The sequence below is a fragment of the Asticcacaulis sp. AND118 genome (assembly GCF_020535245.1).
Classification (GTDB): Bacteria; Pseudomonadota; Alphaproteobacteria; order Caulobacterales; family Caulobacteraceae; genus Asticcacaulis.
The window spans coordinates 36,955-57,662 of sequence record NZ_CP084910.1 but is presented as its reverse complement, the minus strand read 5'-3'; the positions used below and the strand labels follow the sequence as shown (position 1 = coordinate 57,662).

The following is a 20,708-nucleotide window of genomic DNA, read 5'->3' as shown; positions in this document are numbered from 1 at the left end:
TATAGAAGGGTTTGCCCGATTGTGAAGAGGGTATGAGGCGGTGGCAACCGCTTGCCGCTAAATTGCCACGATCGCGGCGTTCACCTATGTCCATGTGAAACGGGGAGGTTGCCATGCGTAAGGCCTTTACAGCGTTGGCCGGTATGATGGTCGTGACGGTGGCGGGCGCGGCCCATGCCGCAGACGCGGTGACTTTGACCCGACAACCGGTTTTCACGACCAAGACAGACAAGTCCGCCGCAACCGACATCCCCAGCGCCTACAGGCCAAAGACCCAGGCGAAGACGAGCGACTTCGAGCCGCTGCGCGGTCCGTGGCGCGTCACCAAGTCCTTGAAAGACAAGGGTAAGGAGCCAGTCGACGAAGACGGCAATACCTATGCCTGCATGGACAAGGCGTGCAAGGTTTCGCGCAAGGTCGACGAAAAGCGGGATTAGGATTTGGCCTTAAGCCATCCGAAATAGCCCGTGCTCATCAAAATCAGGGAGGTGAAACCCCATACTCCCATACCCCCTGCGAGAATGAGAAAAGCATTCAGGGTCTGGATTGCGCCGCCTGCGAATTGCCAGAAGGCTATGAACAGGGCACCAAAGGACACAAGAGCATAGATTTTTCCAATCAGGTGTTTCTTGGCATCACCATCCGCAATGATGTTATCCCGGACGCTGGCAACGTCCAACGTGTCACCGCTAATATATCCTCTGTGGACCAGATAGAAGTACAGGCCCGCATAGGCGAAGAATACCGTCATAACGGCCTGCGCCGAGGTGCAGTAAGCCTGCAAGGCCGGATTGTATTCCACCACATTGTGAACGATGATCATGAGGATGAAGGCTCCCCAAGCCAGCACCTTATCCACGCTTCCTGCCTTTAAAGCCCCGCTTTCCCAAACCTATCTCAATTCCTAAAGATAGGCTACTGCGCAGGTGGTTTCGACACACCCACCTTATCGCCGACCACCAGCGCTGCCGGATCGGCGGTGAAGACATCGCGAATGATCGGATTGGTGCCCGGCGCATCGCTTTGGGTCGCCGGCGTTTGAGCCAGCGCCGGCTGGGTAAGCGCAAGGGCCAGCATCAGGGCGGACAGACGCGATGCGATCATGGGGAACCTCCTGTTTTCAATCGCCCTCTATTAGTCAGACAAATTAGCGTAGGCCAGACCTAACCGGCGATGAGGTGCCATCCAACCGCCCGTCCTCAACAAAACTTCTTCAAGAAAAACCTTTGCGGGGTCGAACCTATGCTGATAGGCACAGCCCATCAGAACGGAGGCCCTCGCCATGTCGCAATTCGACGCCCTGAACGCCCTGAAAACCTTCCGCCCCTCGAACCGTCAGCCGGATCAATTGCGCAAGGTCACGCTGGAAACGGGCGTGACGCGCTATGCCGAAGGCTCCTGCCTCATCACCGTCGGCCATACCAAGGTGCTCGCCACGGCCTCGGTCGAACAGGGCGTGCCACCCTTTCTCAAGGGCAAGGGGCAGGGCTGGGTGACGGCGGAATACGGTATGCTGCCGCGTTCGACCCACACGCGTTCGCGCCGTGAAGCCGCCGCCGGCAAGCAGTCGGGCCGCACGCAGGAAATCCAGCGTCTGATCGGGCGTTCGCTCCGCGCCGTGGTCGATCTCAAAGCCCTCGGTGAGCGTCAGATCACGGTCGACTGCGACGTCATTCAGGCCGACGGCGGTACACGCTGCGCCTCGATCACGGCGGCGTGGGTGGCTTTGTCTCTCGCCTGCGACAAGCTGCTGGAGCAGAAGCTGATCACCGCCAATCCGCTGCTGGATCAGGTGGCGGCCGTGTCGTGCGGTATCTATGAGAATGCGCCGGTGCTCGACCTCGATTACGATGAGGATTCGACGGCGGAAACCGATTCCAACTTCGTACTGACCGGTTCGGGACACATTGTCGAAATTCAGGCGACGGGTGAAAAGCGCGGCTTCTCACGTGACGAATTCAATGCCCTGTTCGATCTGGCCCATGCCGGTGCAGCGGAACTGTTTGCCCTGCAACGCGCCGCGGTCGGGAAGTAATCAGCCCTCATCCTCGTCACGAATGACCAGCAGATCGCCGGGCGTGCAGTTGAGCGCCCGGCATAGGGATTCCAGCGTGCGCAGCCTCACAGCTACGGCCTTCTGATCGCGCAGCAGTTCCAGATGGCGCACGGCGATACCCGTCCGGTCGGAAAGTTCGACGATCGACAGGCGGCGCCGCGCCAGTTGTTCGCTCAGGCAGATATTCACGCTCATATGGTCAGATTTGCCTCGGCCCTGAGCCGCGCCCCTTCCTTGAACACTTCGGCCAGCACGAAGACGACCAGTACGGAAAACCACGCCGTCACCGCGCGCATCCCGTAAACGGGCTCGACCGGCATATTGAGCACGGCCTCCGCCAGCGCGCGCGAGACGTAGGAATAAAGCTCCACCCCGGCCAGCCCGAAGCCGATCCAGCGCAGGCGCAGCGTATTGTCCGGATGGAAGACGTCGCCTTCAGCCAATGTGCGGAATACCTGCCGCGTCCAGCGCATGATCAGCAGATAGCCCGACAACGACACGCCGAAGGCCAGCATAAGCAGAGCCTGCTGCGTGCCGTTGATCTGCGCGCCGACCTTCATGCGCGCCATGACCTCGGCGGCCAGCGTCGGCACCGACAGCAGGCACAGGGCGGCGATCACCACGGCCACGATCATGGCGAACAAGCCGTAATAGACGACATCGAGCGCCGTCTTGAGCAGGCTGGAAATCGAACGCGGACCGAGGAAACGCATTGAACATCCTGTCAGGATTAACTGAAACGATCTCTGACACAAAAAAGCGTCATCGCCAAATTACGCCTTTTTCATTACGTCCCGCTTAGGGCTGGAGCGGAATGACTTTGAAGATGGAATTGTCATCCGCTCCCGATGTTTGCTTTGTCGCGATATTATTGCCGAAAACCGCTTACACTTTTCGGCATATCGCTCTAAACAATCGGCAAACGGAGAATGTCCAATGCCGATTTCGCTTGTTGCCGGCCAGAAACTGATCGCCGCCACCCATAATCCGGGCAAGGCGCGCGAAATCGACAGCCTTCTGAATGGCCGGTTCGAGATCCTATCGGCGGGCAGCCTCGGCCTGCCGGAGCCGGACGAGACCGAAAACAGCTTTGTCGGCAACGCCATCCTCAAGGCGCGCCACGCGGCGAAGGCGGCGGGCCTGCTGGCGCTGGCCGACGATTCCGGCCTCAGCATCGCGGCGCTGAACGGCGATCCGGGCATTTACAGTGCGCGCTGGGCCGGGCCGCAGAAGGATTTTCCGCGCGCCATGGAAATCATTCATCACAAGATGATTCAGGCCGAAGTGCATAATCCCGAGACCTATTCGACGCGGGGGTGGTTTACCTCGGCTCTGGCCGTCGCCTGGCCCGAAGGTCATGCCGTGGTCTTCGAGGGCGTCGTGCATGGCGATATCGTGGCGCCGCGCGGCGACAAGGGGTTCGGCTACGATCCGATCTTCCAGCCCGATGGCTATGAGATTACCTATGCCGAGATGGACGAAGCGCTTAAGGACAGCCTCAGCCACCGTCATCTGGCCTTCGAGCAGTTGAAGGCATGTCTGTTCTGACGCCGGCGGAGCCGGTCGCCCTCTATATCCACTGGCCGTACTGTTCGCGTATCTGTCCCTATTGCGACTTCAACGTCACCCGTGACCGCGGTCAAACCGATACGCAGCAGGCCCTGTTCGAGGCGATCCGCACCGATCTGAGAACGCAGGCGCGGTGGTTGGGGCCGCGTCGTCTGGCTTCGGTCTTTTTCGGCGGGGGTACGCCATCGCTGATGAAACCCGACTGGGTGGCGGCATTGATCGAAGAGGCGCGGACTCTGTTTCCGGTCGAGGGCGATGTCGAAATCACATTGGAAGCCAATCCGACCGATGCCGAAATCGCCCGTTATCGCGCCTTTCAGGATGCGGGCATCAACCGCCTGTCGATCGGGATTCAGTCGCTCGATGATAATGCCCTGCGTTTTCTGGGGCGTAACCACTCGGCGCGTGAGGCGCTTATCGGCTTAGAGACGGCCCTGTCTGTCTTTGGGCGTGTGTCGCTGGATCTGATCTATGCCCTGCCTGAGCAAACCCTTGAAAACTGGGCCAAAGAGCTGGGGCGTGCGGCGGATTTGGGCGTTGAGCATATTTCGCCCTATCAGTTGACTATCGAATCCGAAACCGCCTTCGGACGCGCGGCGCGGCGCGGGCAGTTGCGCATCCCCGACCCGGAACAGGGCGAGGCTTTCTATGACACCACCCAATCTGTCCTGACCGGGTTGGGCTACGAAGCCTATGAGGTGTCGAACCACGCGCGCGGCATGGCGGCGCGGTCGCAACACAATATCCATATCTGGGAAGGCGTGGACTATATCGGCGTTGGCCCCGGCGCGCATGGCCGTTTGACTCTGCCTCCGGATTACGACTTGGCGCACGGCCCTGCGCGCCAAGATAAGCAAGAGCGGGCGCATGGCCGTTTGACGTTTGATAGCGCCCGTCATTCGACAGTCGCGGAATCGAACCTCAAAGCCTATATCGCCCGCATCAGCGAAACAGGTCGTAGCGTCACACCCGAACGTCTCCCATCCGGAGAGGCCAGCGAAGAGGCGCTGATGCTGGGCCTGCGCCTGATCGAAGGGGTGAGGCTGGAACGTATCTCCGCTTTGCCGCTGACCAGACGCGACGATCTGATCGCCGACGGCTTTCTGGAACTGGGCAATGGCCGTCTGCGCGCCACGCCGAAGGGTCGGGTGGTGCTCGATCGACTGCTTCTTGAGCTTCTGTCATAATTTCTGCCGTTTTGCCGCTTAGGCTGGGCGCGAACGAGGGGTGTTTTCATGCACAAATGGCGCAGAATTCTGATCGTACTGACCGTGCTGGTCGTGATTATCGGCGGGGCCGTCTGCTGGGACGTCTATCGCGCGCAGGTCGTGGCCATCGACACCCTGACCTATGCCAGCGCGGGTAAGACCGCGCGGGTCGATGCCCTGATCGACGGTACGGCCATCACCAACCGGCTGTATAATGATATCGCCCCCTATGAGGTCATCCCGGTCGTCGCCGCGAAAGAGGAACCCAAGAAGGAAGGCTTCCTCAAACGCATGTGGGACAAGGGTGCCGGACTGTTCGGTCAGAAGCAAGAGGACGCTCCCGCCCCGGAATCGGAAAAGGCCATCGACCTGCACCTGTGCGCCCAGACGGCGGGCGAGCCGAAAGGCTTTGTCACCCTGATCAAGCATCTCAAGCCGCAACCGGCCCGGCTCAACTGGAAGCCCGACCCGCGCATCCGCTACGGCAGCTTCGCCGCACGGCAATACCGCATCAGCGGCGACAATTATCTGATTGTGGCGCGCGACGGTCTGGACTGGAAGGTGACGGGCGTGGAACTGACGCAAGAGAGGCGGAAGGAACTGGCGCGCACGTGTGCAGGTATTATCTGATAACGCATTTGGGCTTCCCAAAGCGCCGCCCATGCGCCAGATAGGGACATGACCGATTTCTTTGCCCCGCCGCCCCGTCCTGTCGAAGGGGGCCTCTATATCATCGCCACGCCGATCGGGAATCTGCGCGATATCACGTTGCGCGCGCTCGACGTGCTGCGCGCCGCCGACGTGGTGCTGTGCGAAGACACGCGGGTGACGGGCAAGCTGTTGGCGGCCTATGACCTCAAGAAAAAGCTGATCCGTTACGACGACCATTCCGGACCGCAGGTCATCCCTGAGATTGTCACGCGCCTGCACGCGGGTGAGGTGGTGGCGCAGGTGTCGGACGCCGGCACGCCTTTGGTCTCCGATCCGGGGTTCCGGCTGGTCAATATGGCGCTGGAGGCCGGCGCGCGCGTGCATCCGATTCCCGGCCCTTCGGCAGTGATGGCGGCCTTGTGTCTGGCCGGATTGCCGACCGACCGGTTCATGTTCGCCGGCTTCCTGCCCAATAAATCATCGGCAAGAAAGACCTTTCTGTCCGATTTTAAAACGCTTGAATCGACAGTGGTTTTCTTTGAAACCGGACCGCGTCTGCACGAGTCTTTGAGCGATATGCGCGACGTGCTGGGTGATCGCTCCGCCGCCGTGTGTCGCGAACTGACCAAACTTTATGAGACCTGCATACGTGGGACGCTCGGCCAACTGGTCGAGTGCCGTGAGTTGCAGGAGCCCAAGGGCGAGATTGTCGTTCTTATCGGCCCCGGTCAGGCTGAAGTCGCCTCCGTCGACGATCTCGACACGGCCATTCTCGATGCGTTGAAGACCCTGCCGCCGTCTGAGGCTGCGGCCTTGCTGGCGCAGAAGTTCGATCTGCCGCGCAAGGTCATCTACAAACGGGCGCTCGATTTGAAATGAACAGAGCGGAGCGGGGGCAGAAGGCGCATAAACGCGGACATCTCAGCGAATATATCGCCCTGCTGCACCTCATGCTCACCGGTCATCGCATCCTCGGCTTTCGCCTGAAAACGCCGGAGGGCGAAATCGATATTCTGACGCTGAAGGGACAACGTCTGGCCGTCATTGAGGTCAAGCAGCGCCGCACGGTGCTTGAGGCCTTGACCGCCGTGTCGCCCACCCAGCGTTACCGGCTGTGGCAGGCGGGACAGAAACTGCAAGCGCGCCGGCCTGATCTGGCCAAACTCAGCCTGCACGTCGATCTGTATGTCGTCACCGCGGGCGGGCTGCGGCACGTGCGCGACGCCTTTGCCGATGGAATCTGAACGCGCCCCCTTGTCTCGGGACCTCAGGCCTATACATAGAGGCGAGCATAGAGAGAGAATGTCATGGCCCTGCGCGTCGCCGTCCAGATGGACCCCATCGAAAAGATCAATATCGCCGGGGACACGACCTTCCTGCTGATGATGGCGGCGCAGGCGCGCGGGCACGAACTCTGGGTCTACGAACCTCAGCATCTGTCGCTGGAAGACGGACAGATTTTCGCCCGCGCCCGCAAGGTGTCGCTGCGACCGGTCAAAGGCGATCATGTTACGGCCGGTGAGCATCAGAAGCTCAACCTCGGCAGCGATGTCGATGTGGTGCTGATGCGTCAGGATCCACCTTTCGACGTGGCCTATATTACTGCCACCTATCTGCTGGAGATGATCCACCCGAAGACTCTGGTGGTCAATGATCCACGCAGCGTGCGCGATTGCCCGGAAAAGCTGTTTGCCCAGCACTTCCAGGGCCTCCAGCCGCCGACCCTGATCAGCGCTGATCCCGAAGCCTTGCGCGATTTCCACAGCCGTCATGGCGACGTTATCCTCAAGCCTCTGCATGGGGCGGCGGGCGGCGGTATCATCAAGCTCAGGGCTGATGATCGCAATCTCGATGCCCTGATCGAACTGCACGCGGCGATCAGCCGTGAACCGCTGGTGCTGCAAAAGTTCATTCCGGCCGTGTCGGCCGGCGATAAGCGCATCATTCTGGTCGACGGTGAGGTAGTCGGCGCCATCAACCGCGTGCCTCAGAAAGATGCCGTACGTTCCAACCTGCGCGTCGGCGGCACAGCGGTGCAAACGACCCTGACGCCGCGCGATCTGGAAATCTGCGCGGCGGTTGGTCCGGCCTTGCGCGAACGTGGTCTTATGTTCGTCGGACTGGATGTCATCGGTGACTATCTGACAGAAATCAATGTGACGTCGCCGACGGGCGCGGTGCAACTCAAGGCCTTTGACGGCATTGACGCCGGCGATGCTTTGTGGGAGGCGGTGGATCGCAAGCTGTCCACAGCCAAGGCATAGAATATAAAGGAAAATATCCGATTTTCTGCGGTGCCATGAGGCCATATATTACAGTTATTTGTATTTTTTCCATTTTGTTCGATTTTTGTTCTTGATTTGTCTAAATTCATTCCCTAGGGTGTGGATAAGATTTCGATAAAGTGCGCGTTTTCGGCCTTTTTATTCGAAATACACGCCGAGGGGGAATCTATGCCGGCACGGGTTACAACCGTAGCGTTCGAGGGGGCGAAGGCGCATCGCGTCGAAGCCGAGGTGCAGTTGACCTCCGGCAATCTGGCCTTTGTGGTGGTCGGGCTGGGCGACAAGGCCGTCGCGGAAAGCCGCGAACGCGTGCGCGGAGCCTTTGCGGGCATGGGGTTGAGCCTGCCGGGTAAGCGCATCGTGGTCAATCTGGCTCCGGCGGACCTGCCCAAGGAAGGCTCGCATTACGACCTGCCCATTGCCCTTGCGCTGATGGTGGTAATGGGTGTCATCCCGCAGGACGCGCTGGATCGGTACGTCTGCGCGGGTGAACTGAAGCTCGACGGACAGATAGGCGCTATGGCCGGGGCCTTGCCGGCGGCGATTGCGGCTTCGTCTTTCGGAATGGGTTTGATCTGTCCCGAAGCCAATGGCCGCGAAGCCGCCTGGGCCGGGGACGTGCCGATACTGGCGCCGCGTTCACTGATCGATCTTATCGCGCATTTCAAGGGACAGTCAGTGTTGAGCGCGCCGCTGCCGGGCGAGGTGGTGACGGCCGCTAATCTACCGGACCTGAGGGAGGTCAAGGGACAGGAGGCCGCCAAGCGCGCACTGGAAATCGCTGCCGCGGGCGGACACAATCTGTTGTTCGTCGGACCGCCGGGTTCGGGCAAGTCGATGATGGCCCAGCGCCTGCCGGGTATCCTGCCGCCGCTGACCTCAGCGGAATTGCTGGAAACATCGCAGGTATGGTCGATGGCGGGTTTATTGGAAAAGGGCAATCTGACGCGCGAGCGGCCTTTTCGGTCACCGCACCATTCGGCCTCCATGGCCGCTCTGACCGGGGGCGGTTTGCGCGCCAAGCCGGGCGAGGTTTCTCTTGCGCACAATGGCGTGCTGTTCCTTGATGAACTGCCGGAATATTCCGGCATTATGTAGCAAATACACCTATGTTTGTCACGCTTTAAAATACGTTTTTGCGTATCATGTGCACATGGAACGACCAAACACCGTGGCCGGTTTGATGGCCAAACGCGACGAACTCCACAAGCTGCGCAAGGCGCTTGAGAGTGAGATACACAAAGTCACCTGCGACATAGACCACCTGGACGCGGCAATCGCCCTGTTTGATCCGCAGAACACGCCACGGGCCATTACGCGCTACGTGACGAAGCACAGGGCGAAGAAGGGATCGGTGCAGAAGTTTGTGCTGTCATTCTTCCGCACGGCCACAGGGCCGGTCACGTCGAAGGACATAACGACAGCATGGCTTGAGGCGCGCGGGCTGCGGACGGACGATGAAACCTACGTGGTCATCCGCAAGCGCATCGGCGCTTGTCTCACGAAATATCGAACGCAGGGCATCATTGAAGGCTGCGGTCACGCTGGCGACTTCAAAGCGTGGCGACTGGTAGGCTAGACCTGCATTCCAAAGCAGAACATCCTCTCGTCTTTTGGGAGGATGTATGACTGGCTATGTTAACAACGAGAGCGAACTAATCGCGGCGCTTCAGGCGAGAATTATTGCCTTGGAACGATTAAACTCCACCTTGCTGCCCTTGTTTTGTATATTCATGGGCGAGATAGGTAACGTCAACGCGATGGGAATCGCCAAACTTATAGAAGACTCAGTCGTCAAGCGCGCTCAGGGGGAGAATTTCGAGGTGACGGAAGAGATAGATTCTCTTTGGCAAGCGGCGAACGACGTGACCCGTCATCATCTTGATCAGTTGTTATCCCATTCTGCGCTTTCACAACGTGGATGATGTCTTTGTATGGATGCGCTTTTATTAGTTCTATCCGCTCAAGCAGCGTCAAATTGGACATGTTAAAACCTTTCGCTTAGACTTGTGTCTGCGAAAAGGTGCGTCACCTGCGCTATGCCCTCGGAAGTATGCGGCTTCCGGGGGCTTTTTATTTATCACGTCTGATTTGTATTTTCCAAACGGAAGTGACATAACCATTTCGTTCCGTCCTGCCTTGAACAGCAGCCGGGATGCGCATTCGCGCGCTCATACGCAAGGGAACCCCGCTAGGTCGGGTGGCCCTCTCCATACAATACGTGCTTCACGGAAACAGAGGGGCGCGTCTCCCTTGCGTGCGCGTGTTCAACCGCCCGACGCCAGCCGGTGTGCGGGTATCGCAAGGGGGTTACATGAACAAGTACGCTCTACCGGCGCTAGCTGGTCTCGGTTTAGTATTGTTTGCATTTCTGGCAGTCAGATCATATTCCGGTGGAGAGCGTGAACCCAAAGCCGCCGCAAGCAACTGGAAATACATCAAACAGAAGGATGAAATGGACGGCAGCTACGCTCTGCTTGCCTCAGTTTCCAGTTATGATGATTTGGATACGGGTTTTAACGTCCTTACATCCACTAAAGGGTGGGACTATCTCACAGCATTGTCTACCGAAGAGGGGTCGTTCCTTTGCTCTTCGAGATGCGATGTTACGTTGAAGTTTGACGACGGTCCGTCACAGATTTTTAACGCGATCCCAAATCCGAATGGCGGAAGCAATATGATAGTCATAGGAAATAGCGAGCGGATATTACCTCAACTTCGATCCGCTCGGCGCTTGGTAGTGCGAGCAACTTATTATCGTCGTGGTGAACATACCTCGGTTTTCGATGTGTCTGGTTATGATGAAACAGAGCACCGCAAAATCGACTAAGCCGCCCGCTGCCAGTAACCCTTCCACTGGCGCGACATCGGATGCGTGATCGCAGCACCGACGATCATCATAAACTGCTCACCATTTGACACGCGGCGGAAGTTCTCGCGCCACGCCATTTCGTCGGCGTAGGATTGCAGGTACTTCCCCGCGACATGGTGGTGCGTGCCGACTTCACAGCGGCGCAGACGACTAAAGAAGCTCTCAGCCTGATTGGTGCAGCCCTCGGCCAGCGAATAGGCTTCCGAGTGATTGATACGCTTCGCAGCGTAGCGGGCTTCCAGAACGTCCCAATGGGCGGCTTCGTCGGCGTGGATAGTGGCCGACGAGTCCACGTTCTCGCGCACCAGCGGAACGCCGGCAGCTTCCGTGGCCGTGACGAATGGCATAGCACGACCCTTACGCTCGCGCATGATGACGACCACTTGGCGCTTGCCCGATTGGTTCTCAGACAGGCGACGATCGCGGCGGTTTTCCTTCTCATTGGCGGGCTTCACATAGCCGCCGAAGTACGCGCCATCGACCTCCACGTCACCTGTCAGCGGCGAACGGTCGGCCGAACCAGCCATAGCCTCACGCAGCTTGTGGGCCATCACGAAGGCGGTCTTGTACTGCACGTCCAGGTCACGGCTCAGTTGCAGAGCGGAATAGCCCTTTGCGCCGTTGGTGAAGATGGCGATAGCGGCCAGCAGATCGCGCAGCGGCAGCTTACGGCTGGCGAAGATAGTGCCCGAAGTGATCGAGAACTGTGTGTCGCAGCCCTTACACTTCCACAGCTTGCGGGCGTTGTAGGTGTAGACCTCGGCGCAGCCGCACTTATGGCAATAGGGTTCCCCGCCGTTGTCGCTCCAACGGATAGCCTTGAACGCTTCGAAGGCTTGATCGTCCGACATACGCATCACTTTCACCAGCGAGAGGGTGCGAGCGGCGGCGGAAAGCAGGAAGTGTTGAGCCATTGTCATTATATCCGATGTATATGTATCGTATATAGTACGTTGACGTACTGCTGACAAGGGCATATGTATCGATTTCGATACATTTCACATCATAGGTGATGCGATGCCTGAGAAAACTGATTTTGAAATGCTGGCGGCGAACCTGCTGAAGGCCGAACTGAAGCGCAAGGGAGTCACATACGCCCAGCTTGTCGAGAAGCTGGGCGCAATAGGAGTTGACGAGAAGGAAGTGAACGTGCGCAATAAACTTTCACGGGGAAAATTTACGGCGGCGTTTTTGTTACAATGTCTAGCGGCAATAGAGTCAAAAGAAGTTCGCTTCTAGAGGGGCTTTTCGTTTTAGCTGCTCTGTTACTTTCAGGAACGATCTTTTGTTCTGTATCTTATATGCGAGGTTTAGAGGCCGGTCGCGATCAAAGCGCCACCAGAAAGCATTACCAAAGCGAACGAAATCGTGCGGTACATGCCTGCATTAATGCCCAGAAGGCTGCCTCTATTGAGTGTGTCACCAAAGCCGTAGAGTCCGCACAGGAAGAGGCATACGCCCAGAAAGATTTGAACGTTCAGCGTGAAATGTCGCTCTGGGCGTTCTGGATGCTCGTTGTCAGCAGTATCACCTTTATAGCCACTGTAGTCGGGGTGTATTTCGTCAAACGAACTTTGGACGCCACCCTCCAAGCGGTAGCTGATACCGGTGCAGCCACTGCTGCGATGGTGGAGGCGAATAAGCTGGCCGATAAGGATTTCGCCGCCAATCATAGGCCGAAGATTATCATCAGAGGTATCACCGAAGTATTTGCCCACGAAGATCGAGTGGAACTGGCCGCAAGGTTCACCAATGCGGGTGGTACGGAAACTACTATTTTTTCCCAAAAGTGGAGCATTCTTACTACAGACACTCCACCTACAGGCGTTGACAAGCTCACATTTGACCCTGAACCGGAAGAAAGATCCGAGTTGGTTGCTGCAGGCGAAACTTATCTCAGGCGTTTCACCGTCAGTCTTGATAAGAACGAATGGGTCAAAGCGACGCACGGCCATATTACGCTCTATGTATGGGGCGTTATTTGGCACAGAGATAGAAACGGAGTCCGTCGAATGACCGCCATCTGGAGGAAGTTCGAAAGACGAAGCCAGTCTTTCCGTGTGGTGGACGGTCGAGAAGAATACGACTACGCCGATTAAGAGTGTTTTCAGCATCTCACACCGCCCTTTGGCTCGGTGTGTTTGCTACATAATGCCGGATATATGCGCCAACCGGCAATTGATTCATACCGAGAATGTTTATGCGGAACTGACTTGCACCCGTATAGACAGTTAATTTTCTCAATACGGAGTATTCGAATGGCGGCGAACGACCCGCATGTGAAAATTAAAGATGAGTTATATAGAATTGAAGAAGACTGCATTCATTCTGGAAAATCTCAGTTCAATGCAGGTGACAGATGGGCATTTTATCACTATTGCCTAGGTATCCCATCCGTAGTTTTGAGCAGTATTGCTGGAGCCGCGTTTCTAAAAGACTATCCAGAGCTGGCAGGTGCTATGTCAATAATCGTCACCGTGTTGACGGCACTAATGACTTTTTTAAAACCCTCCGAGCGGGCATCATCTCATAAAAGTAGCGGAGACCAATACTTGGCCTTGCGAAACGATGCCCGAATTTTCCGAGAAATCAAGTTGGACCAAGCATGTGACGCTCAAGCGGCCATTGATGGCCTAGACGAGTTCACGAAGCGTCGAAATGAGCTCAACAAGTCTAGTATGCCACCAGCCCGAAGAGACTTTATAAAAGCTAGAAAGGGAATTGATAGTGGCGAAGCATTGCACGCTGTAGATAAGAAGGATAAATGATGTCTGTATTAAGTTATTTACAAAATCGAGCTAGTGGCGCAGTTTTGTCGAACACAGAAAACAATTCAATATCTACCTCTATTAATACACTAAGAAATAGAATCAACAGTTATTTCACGTCGGTATCAGAACATTTTCAATTTGGCTCTTCCACCAGAGGAACAATATTACCCAGAATCATGGACTCACGCTCCGACATTGATTACATGGTCGTGTTTAATGATCCGGGTTATAAGCCCCAGGCTTATTTAGATAGATTGAAGAAATTTGCTGAATATTATTATTCTTCATCGGAAATAAGGCAGTCGTCGCCTACTATAATATTAGAACTCAATCATATCAAATTTGAACTGGTACCGGCTCTAAGAGTAGCTTGGTCTTCAAATTACCAAATCCCAAATGGTACGGAGAATTGGCAATTTACAAATCCAAATGATTTTAACTCTACCCTAACCGCAAAAAATAATAATGAAAAATATTTAATAAAACCAACAATTAGATTGGTAAAATACTGGAACTCTCAAAATGGTTACGTGTATTCATCATTTTTGTTTGAAAAATGGATTGTAGATCAAAGCTATTTTTACTGCTCAAACCAGAGGGATTATTTATTCAGCGTGTTCGATAAGTTAATAATAAGCTACGATGAGTCTCAGTGGAGAAGAGATAAAGTTCAACGTGCTAAAGACATAATTGCAAAAGTTAGGGAGTATGAGAAAGATAACATGCCCTTTTCGGCAGAGAGTGAGGTTAAAAAGCTCATACCAGAATAAATTACGCAAATGATTTTTTAGATAAGCGCATTATTTTAATTAAAATGCTTATAATTTGATCATTACTGTAATTAATACACTGAAACCTGATGGGCGCATCTGCTATTTAAACGAGTGTTACCGTTTTTGGGGAAGCTAATCATCAAGACGGACATTCACCACCCCAACTGCCGCCATGCAGGCCAAAAAGTATGCGGCGGTAAACGTCCCGCGCGACAGCTTGTTCTTCAGGTTTGCCTCTTTTTCCTCAATCCCTATATCGGCCAGCTTTTCGATAAGCTGTGCGTAGGTGACGCCGCGCCGCTTCAGCTCAGCTTTTAAAAGGTTGGATGCTCTGGCTTCCCAGTCGGTTTTTTCTGTCATGGTATCGCTCGGATCGAAAAAAGTATCATAAACGATACTTTTCGCTTGTCAAAATAGCCGCAATGGTCTTATATTTGATACCTAGGTATCGAAATTAGATCATGGCTCAACACTTCCTCCTCTCTGCCGCCGCGCGCACGCTTTCCCTTTCGAAGGTAATGCGCATGTCGGACGACGCAGCCCTTGAGACATTCAAGGCAATCCGTTGGGAGGACAACGGAGGTGAGCCTTACTGCCCGCGTTGTGGGTGCTTGGCAATCTATACCTACGCAGCTCGGAAAGTCTTCAAATGCAAAAGCTGCAACGCTCAGTTCTCCGTGACGACGGGCACGATCTTCGCCAGTCATAAGCTACCGATCCGCGACATCCTTGCCGCCATCGCGATCTTTACGAACGGGGCAAAGGGCTATTCAGCGCTCCAACTCAGCCGCGATCTCGATGTGCAGTATAAGACGGCTTACGTCCTGGCGCACAAGCTGCGTGAGGCAATTGGGGCCGCCAACGACAATTCACAGCTCTCTGGGCACGTCGAAGTCGATGGTGCGTATTTCGGTGGCTATGTGAAGCCCGCGAACGAGAAAGAGAATCGTCGAGACCGTCGCCTCGCAATAAATCAATCGGGCAAACGCCAGGTCGTTGTGATCATGCGGGAACGGGAAGGCCGAGCACTTCCCTTCGTCACGAAGGCGGAGAAGGACGGCGTGCCGCTGGTTCAACAGTTTGTCGTCTCGGAGGCCACTATCCATGCCGACGAGGCCAGCCATTGGGATGCGCTGGCAATTAAATTTGAAACCAAGCGCATCAATCACCAAGAGGCGTACTCGCTTGATGGTGCCTGCACCAACATGGCGGAAAGTTATTTCTCCCGCCTACGCCGGGCTGAGCAGGGCGTTCACCACCACGTCGCCGGGAAATATCTCGACGCCTACGCCAATGAGATGGCTTGGCGCGAAAACCATCGGCGAGTTTCCAATGGCGAGCAGTTTACGATGATCACGCGGGCGGCGCTGGACCATCCGGTTTCTCGGAAATGGAAGGGGTACTGGCAACGCTATATCACCAATCGTCAGGAGGCCGCATGATGAGCCACCAAGAACCCCTGCGCTTTGTATGGCGCGGGCACCTGTTTCAGATCGTGCCGGATTACCAGGGACAACAAGGCTTTCTCGGTATCCGAGACGGACTTATCGCGGCGCGGGCCTGGAGCCGAGCGGAAGTGGCATCAGCGCTCATGACTAATACCAATGTGACACCCAGATCAATAAACCTGCTTTAGTCGAAGTTTTTAGAAATTATGTCCTTGGCACCTTTGGCAGTGGTCCCACTGGGTACCTGTCCATTGAAAATCAGCTCAATAAGGGTGTCACAGGAATTGCATGTCAGCGCAACTGCGGCTCCTGAAGGCAAGCCATGTACCGTTATAGATTGAGCATTTAAATGGTCCATTTGACTTTTACAGTGCGGGCATTTGATCATTAGATTGTTCCCATAGCGGCGATTCGCGCCATCAATCTAAATGAACTCGCTAGAATTGCAATTTTCACAAGACCACTAACAGGCGTGCCCGAAATCAAACCACCGCCCACCCTTTATACTCTCCAATCGTAACGTCGCTTGCGATTAGGCCTTGCACTCGCAGCTTCGTCAGACATGCGCCTATCCTCTTGCGGATGATGACATAGGTCGCATCGTCGGTCCGCAGTCCTCGCGCTATCAACCAGGCTGTTGTGATGTCTTTGCTGGTGACCGGCGCTTTAGCTTCCCTGAGAAACTTGACCACGAAGGGCGTGACGCTGCCTTTCTTCGCCCTGTGTTTGGTCACATAACGCTTCACCGCGCGCGGCGTGTTGGCCGGATCGAACAAGGCTAAAGCCGCATCCAAGTGGTCTATGTCAGACGTGATCTTGTATATCTCAGCTTCCAGCGTCTTACGCAGCTTGTGAAGCTCATCTCTTTTGGCCGTCAACCCGGCGACTGTATTCGGTCTTTCCATATCAAGAAATTAGCCGGAAAGCCTTATAGCCTAACAGAGTCCGCTTGGTGTATTTGCTACATAATACCGGAATATTCGGCGCAGGCCCTGGATAGTCTGCGTCAGCCCCTGGAGACCGGCGAAGTCGTGGTGGCGCGGGCCAATCATCATGTCCGTTACCCGGCGCGGGTGCAACTGGTCGCGGCGATGAATCCCTGCCGCTGCGGCTATGGTGGCGTGGGCAAGGGGGCTTGCGGTAAAGCGCCCAAGTGTCAGCGCGACTATCAAGGCCGCGTGTCGGGGCCGATGATGGATCGCATCGACCTCCAAATCGATGTGCCGCCGGTGACGGCCGCTGATATGGCCCTGCCGTCCCCCGCCGAAGGTTCGGCCGAAGTGGCCGCCCGCGTACAGGCCGCCCGGCATATCCAGACCGAACGCGCCCGACGGTTGGGGCTTTCCCTGGAGGCAGGCGTCAATGCTACGGCTTCGGGTTCGGCGCTGGACGCCATCGCTCCGCTGGATGAGGCCGCGCGCAATCTGCTGGTGCAGGCGGCGCAGCGTTCCAACCTGTCGGCGCGGGCGTGGACGCGTTGCGTACGGCTGGCGCGGACCATTGCCGACATCGAAAGCGCGCTGAGCGGGGAAGAGACGCCGATCCTGCGCCGTCACGTGGCCGAGGCGCTTATATACCGGCGGGCGGCAATGGAACCAGAGAGCCCTTCGCCTTTGTCTGCATCGTTTTTATCGGGAAAAATGCCGACGGCTTGAACCCGCGTTAAGGATTTGCCGCTAGTCTGCGCCAGACTTCAAAACGAAGTACGGAGACACGCGGACCGCCATGCCCAAACGCCAGACTTCCCTCGTGCCGGATCAGACGGGCAGCCGGCTGATGACCGAGGCCGAAGCCCGCGAAGCGGCGCTTAAGCTAAAGGCCCGCGAGGATTTCTTCAAACTGATGAGCCATGAAATCCGCACGCCGCTCAATGGCGTGCTGGGTATGTTGTCCCTGCTTAACCGCACTTCCCTGACCGCCGAGCAACAGTCCTATCTGCAGACAGCGCGCGATTCCGGCGACCATCTGCTGACTCTGGTCAACGACCTGCTCGACTATGCCCGCATCGAAGCGGGGCACATCCATCTCGAAAGTCATCTGATCGAACTCGAACCCCTGCTGCAAAGCGTGGCCGAGCTTCTGTCGCCGCGCGCCCATGCCGGTGGCATCGAAATCGCGTGGAGTCTCGACCCTAGGCTTGAGGCTATCGAAATCGACGAAGGCCGATTGCGGCAGATCCTGTTCAATCTGGCTGGCAACGCCCTGAAATTCACCACGAAGGGCGGCGTTCTGATCGATGTCGCCCTGACACCGCAAGGCGCGATCTGTTTTGGCGTCAAGGACACCGGCGCGGGCATCCCCGAAGAGGCGCGGGCGCGTATTTTCGAAGCCTTCGGTCAGGTCGATCCGACCCATGCGGGTGGGCAATATGGCGGCGCGGGGCTGGGTCTGGTCGTTGTCAAGAAGCTGATCGAAGCGATGAGCGCCGAACTCGATCTTCAGTCCGAACCGGGCCAAGGGTCGGTGTTCACCGCGACCTTCCCGGCGGCGCATACGCTGCGTGCCGTGCCGGAGAGCAAGGCAGGCCCGGAAGTCGTTTGTGTTACGGGAAATGCGATACTGGCCGAGGCGGCGCAGTCGCACCTCGACAGTTTCGGCATGAATATGCGTCACGCCGATCAGCTCAAGGGTATCGGCCGCCGCTCCAAAACCGTAGTGCTCGCCGATCGGCGCCTGCTCGGCACGCCGCTGCCGGCACCGAATAATCGCAGCCTGATTCTGCTGGCCCCGGAAGAGCGCGACGAAATTCCTGCCTGGCGCGATAAAGGCTGGGCGGGTTACCTGATCAAACCGCTGCGCCGTTCATCGCTGAAAGAACGCATCGAAACCCTGTCGCTCAAACCTTTGCCGAACGAAGAGCCGGCTGTGACGACCGAGGACGATCGTATTGCGCCGGTTGTCGCGCCGGGTGCGCAGGTGTTACTGGTCGAAGACAATCCGGTCAACGCGCTGCTGGCGCAAATCCTTCTGCAACGCGAAGGGTGCCGTGTCGAACGCGCCGCTTCGGGTGAGGAGGCGTTGCGTCTGTTTGAAGATCAGAACAGCTACGATATCGTCTTCATGGACCTGGGTTTGCCGGGGCTGGACGGTATCGGGACGACGCAGGCCCTGCGTGAGGGCGGCGCGCGTATGCCGATCATCGCCCTGACCGCCAATGCTTATGAGGAAGACCGTCGCGCCTGTCTGGCGGCGGGAATGAACGACTTCCTGACCAAGCCGATCGAATTGCCCGCCCTGCGTCATCGTCTGGCCCAATGGTGCGGGCGCGCCTCGTCGCAGCAAAGTCCCGCCGCCTGACGGGCTTGCCAAATCAACGGCTTCCCGTGATGATCGCCGCTTGGATCATCACCGGGGACTATCATGACCGAAACGCCGTCCGCGCCGCCTGAGAAAAAGACGCTCTGGCAGGCCGTAAGACCGTTCCTGACGCGCACGGCGCTAGTTATGATCTTTCTGGGTTTTTCGGCCGGCCTGACGCTCAGCCTGATCTTCGACGTCCTGTCGATCTGGTTGCGCACCGAAGGCTTGTCGCTGGAGGTCATCGCCTTCTTCTCTTTGGCGACCTTTGCGTACAGCCTGAAATTCATATGGGCACCGTTGATCGACCGGGTGAGCATTCCCGGCCTGACGCGGTTGCTGGGCCATCGCCGTAGCTGGATGCTGGTCACTCAGGGCGCGATCATGCTGGGGCTGTGGACCATCTCGGGCCTGAACCCGCAGGATCATCTCAGCCTGATGGCGGTGATCGCGGTCCTGCTGGGCTTCCTTGGGGCGACGCAGGATATCGTCATCGACGCGTGGCGTATTGAAACCGCCGGCTCTGAAGGACAGGGCGTTCTGGCGACGGCTTACGCTTGGGGGGCGCGGGTTGCGCCCTTCGTGGCGGGCATCCTGCCGCTGATCATCGCCGAGCGTTTCGGTTGGGGACCGGCCTATGCCCTGATGGCGGCGCTGATGGGGATTGGTTTGCTGGGCACGGTTCTCGCGCGCGAGGGCGAACATATCGTTCGGCCCATCGACTATGGTGATCTGCCGCCGCATCCGTTGACCGAGGCGCTCGAATGGGGCGGGCGCGTACTGCTTATGGTCGTCGCGGCATCGCTGATGGGTGCGGGTCTTACGGCCAATATCAACCTGTTTCAGTTTGTCTTCCCCAGCTCCGAAGCCTTCGATGCCGCCAAGGCGGTGTGGACCAGCAAGCAGACCGGCATTTTCCTGCAATTTCCGGCGGTGCTCGTCGGGCTGGGTCTGCTCTTTACCGCCTGCCTGCCCTTGCCGCGCATTCCGACGCGGCCGGGGGCCTATCTGCGCCAAACCTTCGTCGCGCCGATGGCCGATTTCATTTCGCGTTATGAAAATCTGGCCGTGCTGATCCTGGCGACCATCTGCGTCTACCGGTTGGCTGATTTCCTGCTCAATATCAACGGTGCCTTCTATGTCGATCTGGGCTTTGAGCTGTCGGTGATCGGCGAAGTGCGCAAGGTCTTTGGCGTCATTATGACCATTATCGGGGTTACGGCGGGCGGGCTTTCGATGACGCGTTTCGGCATGAGGTCGAGTCTGATCGTCGGAGCCTTTGCCTGTTCGCTGTCCAATCTCGCCTATGCCTGGCTGGCGACGCAGGGCAACAGCATTCCGGCCTTTTCGATCACTCTGGCCATCGACAATATCTCAGGCGGCTATGCCGGAACGGTGCTGATCGCCTACATGTCGTCGATGATTTCGCAGGGTTATGCCGCGCCGCAGTACGCGCTGCTCTCGTCGCTCTACGCCCTGCCGGGGAAGTTGCTGGCCTCGCAGTCGGGGCGCATCGTCGAAAGCGCCGCCAAGGGCGCGGATAGCGGTGGTCTGGCTGCGCCCTTCATGGGTTTCTTCGCCGCTCTACCCGCTGTTTCATACACTAAACCGGCGGAAACTCTGGGCGTCAGCCGTGAAGCGCTGGGGGCAGGCTATATGCTGTTTTTTACCTACACGGCGCTGGTCGGGCTGGTCGCCGTGGTGCTGGCCCTGTGGCTGATCAAGGCCGGGGCCGTAAAAGAACAGGGTGAAGCGTAGCCGCTTCACCCTGCCTGAAT

25 protein-coding genes and 2 pseudogenes are annotated in these 20,708 nt (G+C 57.0%); 20 read left to right on the top strand and 7 right to left on the bottom strand.

The window, feature by feature from the left end; all coding sequences use genetic code 11:
* Positions 1 to 113 precede the first annotated feature (113 nt).
* Positions 114 to 437, top strand: a complete 324-nt coding sequence (locus tag LH365_RS00275; protein WP_226744224.1) for a hypothetical protein — start codon at positions 114 to 116, stop codon at positions 435 to 437.
* Here LH365_RS00275 and LH365_RS00270 read toward each other — a convergent pair.
* Positions 434 to 859 (bottom strand): hypothetical protein, encoded by a 426-nt coding sequence (locus tag LH365_RS00270; protein WP_226744223.1) that lies wholly within the window; start codon positions 857 to 859, stop codon positions 434 to 436. The two genes, LH365_RS00275 and LH365_RS00270, sit on opposite strands and share 4 nt — an antisense overlap.
* A 56-nt stretch (positions 860 to 915) precedes the next feature.
* A complete protein-coding gene (locus tag LH365_RS00265) occupies positions 916 to 1,104 on the bottom strand; it encodes a hypothetical protein (protein WP_226744222.1) in 189 nt (62 codons plus the stop codon).
* A 178-nt stretch (positions 1,105 to 1,282) separates the two neighbouring features.
* On the opposite strand from LH365_RS00265, the gene rph reads away from it, so the two are divergent.
* A complete protein-coding gene (gene rph / locus LH365_RS00260) occupies positions 1,283 to 2,035 on the top strand; it encodes a ribonuclease PH (RefSeq protein ID WP_226744221.1) in 753 nt (250 codons plus the stop codon).
* On the opposite strand, the gene LH365_RS00255 is transcribed toward rph, so the two are convergent.
* Together LH365_RS00255 and LH365_RS00250 are read right to left on the bottom strand one after the other, a co-directional pair.
* A complete protein-coding gene (locus LH365_RS00255; protein ID WP_226744220.1) occupies positions 2,036 to 2,251 on the bottom strand; it encodes a helix-turn-helix transcriptional regulator in 216 nt (71 codons plus the stop codon).
* Positions 2,248 to 2,769, bottom strand: a complete 522-nt coding sequence (locus LH365_RS00250; RefSeq protein WP_226744219.1) for a DUF2975 domain-containing protein — start codon at positions 2,767 to 2,769, stop codon at positions 2,248 to 2,250. The genes LH365_RS00255 and LH365_RS00250 overlap by 4 nt, the downstream gene beginning before the upstream one ends.
* 223 nt (positions 2,770 to 2,992) lie before the next feature.
* Here LH365_RS00250 and LH365_RS00245 point away from each other — a divergent pair, with 223 nt between their 5' ends.
* The 10 genes and pseudogenes from LH365_RS00245 to LH365_RS00200 all read left to right on the top strand — a co-directional run bounded on the left by LH365_RS00245 (position 2,993) and on the right by LH365_RS00200 (position 10,599).
* Positions 2,993 to 3,604: a non-canonical purine NTP pyrophosphatase gene (locus LH365_RS00245; protein ID WP_226744218.1), complete on the top strand. Its 612-nt coding sequence runs from the start codon at positions 2,993 to 2,995 to the stop codon at positions 3,602 to 3,604.
* Positions 3,592 to 4,812 (top strand): radical SAM family heme chaperone HemW, encoded by a 1,221-nt coding sequence (gene hemW / locus LH365_RS00240; protein WP_226744217.1) that lies wholly within the window; start codon positions 3,592 to 3,594, stop codon positions 4,810 to 4,812. Before LH365_RS00245 ends, hemW begins: the two co-directional genes overlap by 13 nt.
* 48 nt (positions 4,813 to 4,860) lie before the next feature.
* Positions 4,861 to 5,463, top strand: a complete 603-nt coding sequence (locus tag LH365_RS00235) for a hypothetical protein (protein WP_226744216.1) — start codon at positions 4,861 to 4,863, stop codon at positions 5,461 to 5,463.
* A 48-nt stretch (positions 5,464 to 5,511) separates the two neighbouring features.
* Positions 5,512 to 6,363 carry a 16S rRNA (cytidine(1402)-2'-O)-methyltransferase gene (gene rsmI, locus LH365_RS00230; RefSeq protein ID WP_226744215.1) on the top strand — a complete coding sequence of 284 codons (852 nt, stop codon included), beginning with the start codon at positions 5,512 to 5,514 and terminating at the stop codon, positions 6,361 to 6,363.
* Positions 6,360 to 6,728 (top strand): YraN family protein, encoded by a 369-nt coding sequence (locus tag LH365_RS00225; RefSeq protein WP_370639728.1) that lies wholly within the window; start codon positions 6,360 to 6,362, stop codon positions 6,726 to 6,728. Before rsmI ends, LH365_RS00225 begins: the two co-directional genes overlap by 4 nt.
* Positions 6,729 to 6,791: 63 nt before the next feature.
* Positions 6,792 to 7,748, top strand: coding sequence for a glutathione synthase (gshB, locus tag LH365_RS00220; protein WP_226744214.1), 957 nt, complete (start codon positions 6,792 to 6,794; stop codon positions 7,746 to 7,748).
* A gap of 189 nt (positions 7,749 to 7,937) precedes the next feature.
* Positions 7,938 to 8,852, top strand: a pseudogene (locus tag LH365_RS00215) (YifB family Mg chelatase-like AAA ATPase); the annotation flags it as partial.
* Between the two features lie 100 nt (positions 8,853 to 8,952).
* On the top strand, positions 8,953 to 9,348 hold the full coding sequence (locus LH365_RS00210; RefSeq protein WP_226744213.1) for a hypothetical protein: 396 nt from the start codon (positions 8,953 to 8,955) through the stop codon (positions 9,346 to 9,348).
* 46 nt (positions 9,349 to 9,394) lie between these two features.
* Entirely contained in the window at positions 9,395 to 9,694 is a 300-nt protein-coding gene (locus tag LH365_RS00205) for a hypothetical protein (RefSeq protein WP_226744212.1), read from the top strand.
* A gap of 389 nt (positions 9,695 to 10,083) precedes the next feature.
* Positions 10,084 to 10,599 (top strand): hypothetical protein, encoded by a 516-nt coding sequence (locus tag LH365_RS00200; RefSeq protein WP_226744211.1) that lies wholly within the window; start codon positions 10,084 to 10,086, stop codon positions 10,597 to 10,599.
* Here the strand turns inward: LH365_RS00200 and LH365_RS00195 are convergent.
* Positions 10,596 to 11,555: an IS1595 family transposase gene (locus tag LH365_RS00195; protein ID WP_226744210.1), complete on the bottom strand. Its 960-nt coding sequence runs from the start codon at positions 11,553 to 11,555 to the stop codon at positions 10,596 to 10,598. The genes LH365_RS00200 and LH365_RS00195 overlap by 4 nt on opposite strands.
* A 103-nt stretch (positions 11,556 to 11,658) precedes the next feature.
* Here LH365_RS00195 and LH365_RS00190 point away from each other — a divergent pair, with 103 nt between their 5' ends.
* From LH365_RS00190 to LH365_RS00175, 4 genes are all read left to right on the top strand, one after another.
* Positions 11,659 to 11,880 (top strand): DUF6471 domain-containing protein, encoded by a 222-nt coding sequence (locus tag LH365_RS00190; RefSeq protein WP_226744209.1) that lies wholly within the window; start codon positions 11,659 to 11,661, stop codon positions 11,878 to 11,880.
* Positions 11,841 to 12,740, top strand: coding sequence for a hypothetical protein (locus tag LH365_RS00185; RefSeq protein WP_226744208.1), 900 nt, complete (start codon positions 11,841 to 11,843; stop codon positions 12,738 to 12,740). The genes LH365_RS00190 and LH365_RS00185 overlap by 40 nt, the downstream gene beginning before the upstream one ends.
* Before the next feature lie 159 nt (positions 12,741 to 12,899).
* The gene (locus tag LH365_RS00180) at positions 12,900 to 13,409 is read left to right on the top strand and encodes an SLATT domain-containing protein (RefSeq protein ID WP_226744207.1); all 510 of its coding nucleotides are present in this window, start codon (positions 12,900 to 12,902) and stop codon (positions 13,407 to 13,409) included.
* The gene (locus LH365_RS00175; RefSeq protein ID WP_226744206.1) at positions 13,406 to 14,182 is read left to right on the top strand and encodes a hypothetical protein; all 777 of its coding nucleotides are present in this window, start codon (positions 13,406 to 13,408) and stop codon (positions 14,180 to 14,182) included. The genes LH365_RS00180 and LH365_RS00175 overlap by 4 nt, the downstream gene beginning before the upstream one ends.
* 135 nt (positions 14,183 to 14,317) lie before the next feature.
* On the opposite strand, the gene LH365_RS00170 is transcribed toward LH365_RS00175, so the two are convergent.
* Positions 14,318 to 14,545, bottom strand: a complete 228-nt coding sequence (locus LH365_RS00170) for a DUF6471 domain-containing protein (RefSeq protein ID WP_226744205.1) — start codon at positions 14,543 to 14,545, stop codon at positions 14,318 to 14,320.
* Positions 14,546 to 14,646: 101 nt separating this feature from the next.
* On the opposite strand from LH365_RS00170, the gene LH365_RS00165 reads away from it, so the two are divergent.
* Positions 14,647 to 15,627, top strand: a complete 981-nt coding sequence (locus tag LH365_RS00165; protein ID WP_226744204.1) for an IS1595 family transposase — start codon at positions 14,647 to 14,649, stop codon at positions 15,625 to 15,627.
* A gap of 488 nt (positions 15,628 to 16,115) precedes the next feature.
* On the opposite strand, the gene LH365_RS00160 is transcribed toward LH365_RS00165, so the two are convergent.
* On the bottom strand, positions 16,116 to 16,538 hold the full coding sequence (locus tag LH365_RS00160) for a hypothetical protein (protein ID WP_226744203.1): 423 nt from the start codon (positions 16,536 to 16,538) through the stop codon (positions 16,116 to 16,118).
* 63 nt (positions 16,539 to 16,601) lie between these two features.
* On the opposite strand from LH365_RS00160, the pseudogene LH365_RS00155 reads away from it, so the two are divergent.
* The 3 genes and pseudogenes from LH365_RS00155 to LH365_RS00145 all read left to right on the top strand — a co-directional run.
* A pseudogene (locus LH365_RS00155) lies at positions 16,602 to 17,288 on the top strand (ATP-binding protein); the annotation flags it as partial.
* A gap of 70 nt (positions 17,289 to 17,358) precedes the next feature.
* Positions 17,359 to 18,930, top strand: coding sequence for a response regulator (locus tag LH365_RS00150; protein ID WP_226744202.1), 1,572 nt, complete (start codon positions 17,359 to 17,361; stop codon positions 18,928 to 18,930).
* A gap of 63 nt (positions 18,931 to 18,993) precedes the next feature.
* A complete protein-coding gene (locus LH365_RS00145; RefSeq protein WP_226744201.1) occupies positions 18,994 to 20,688 on the top strand; it encodes an MFS transporter in 1,695 nt (564 codons plus the stop codon).
* Positions 20,689 to 20,708 lie beyond the last annotated feature (20 nt).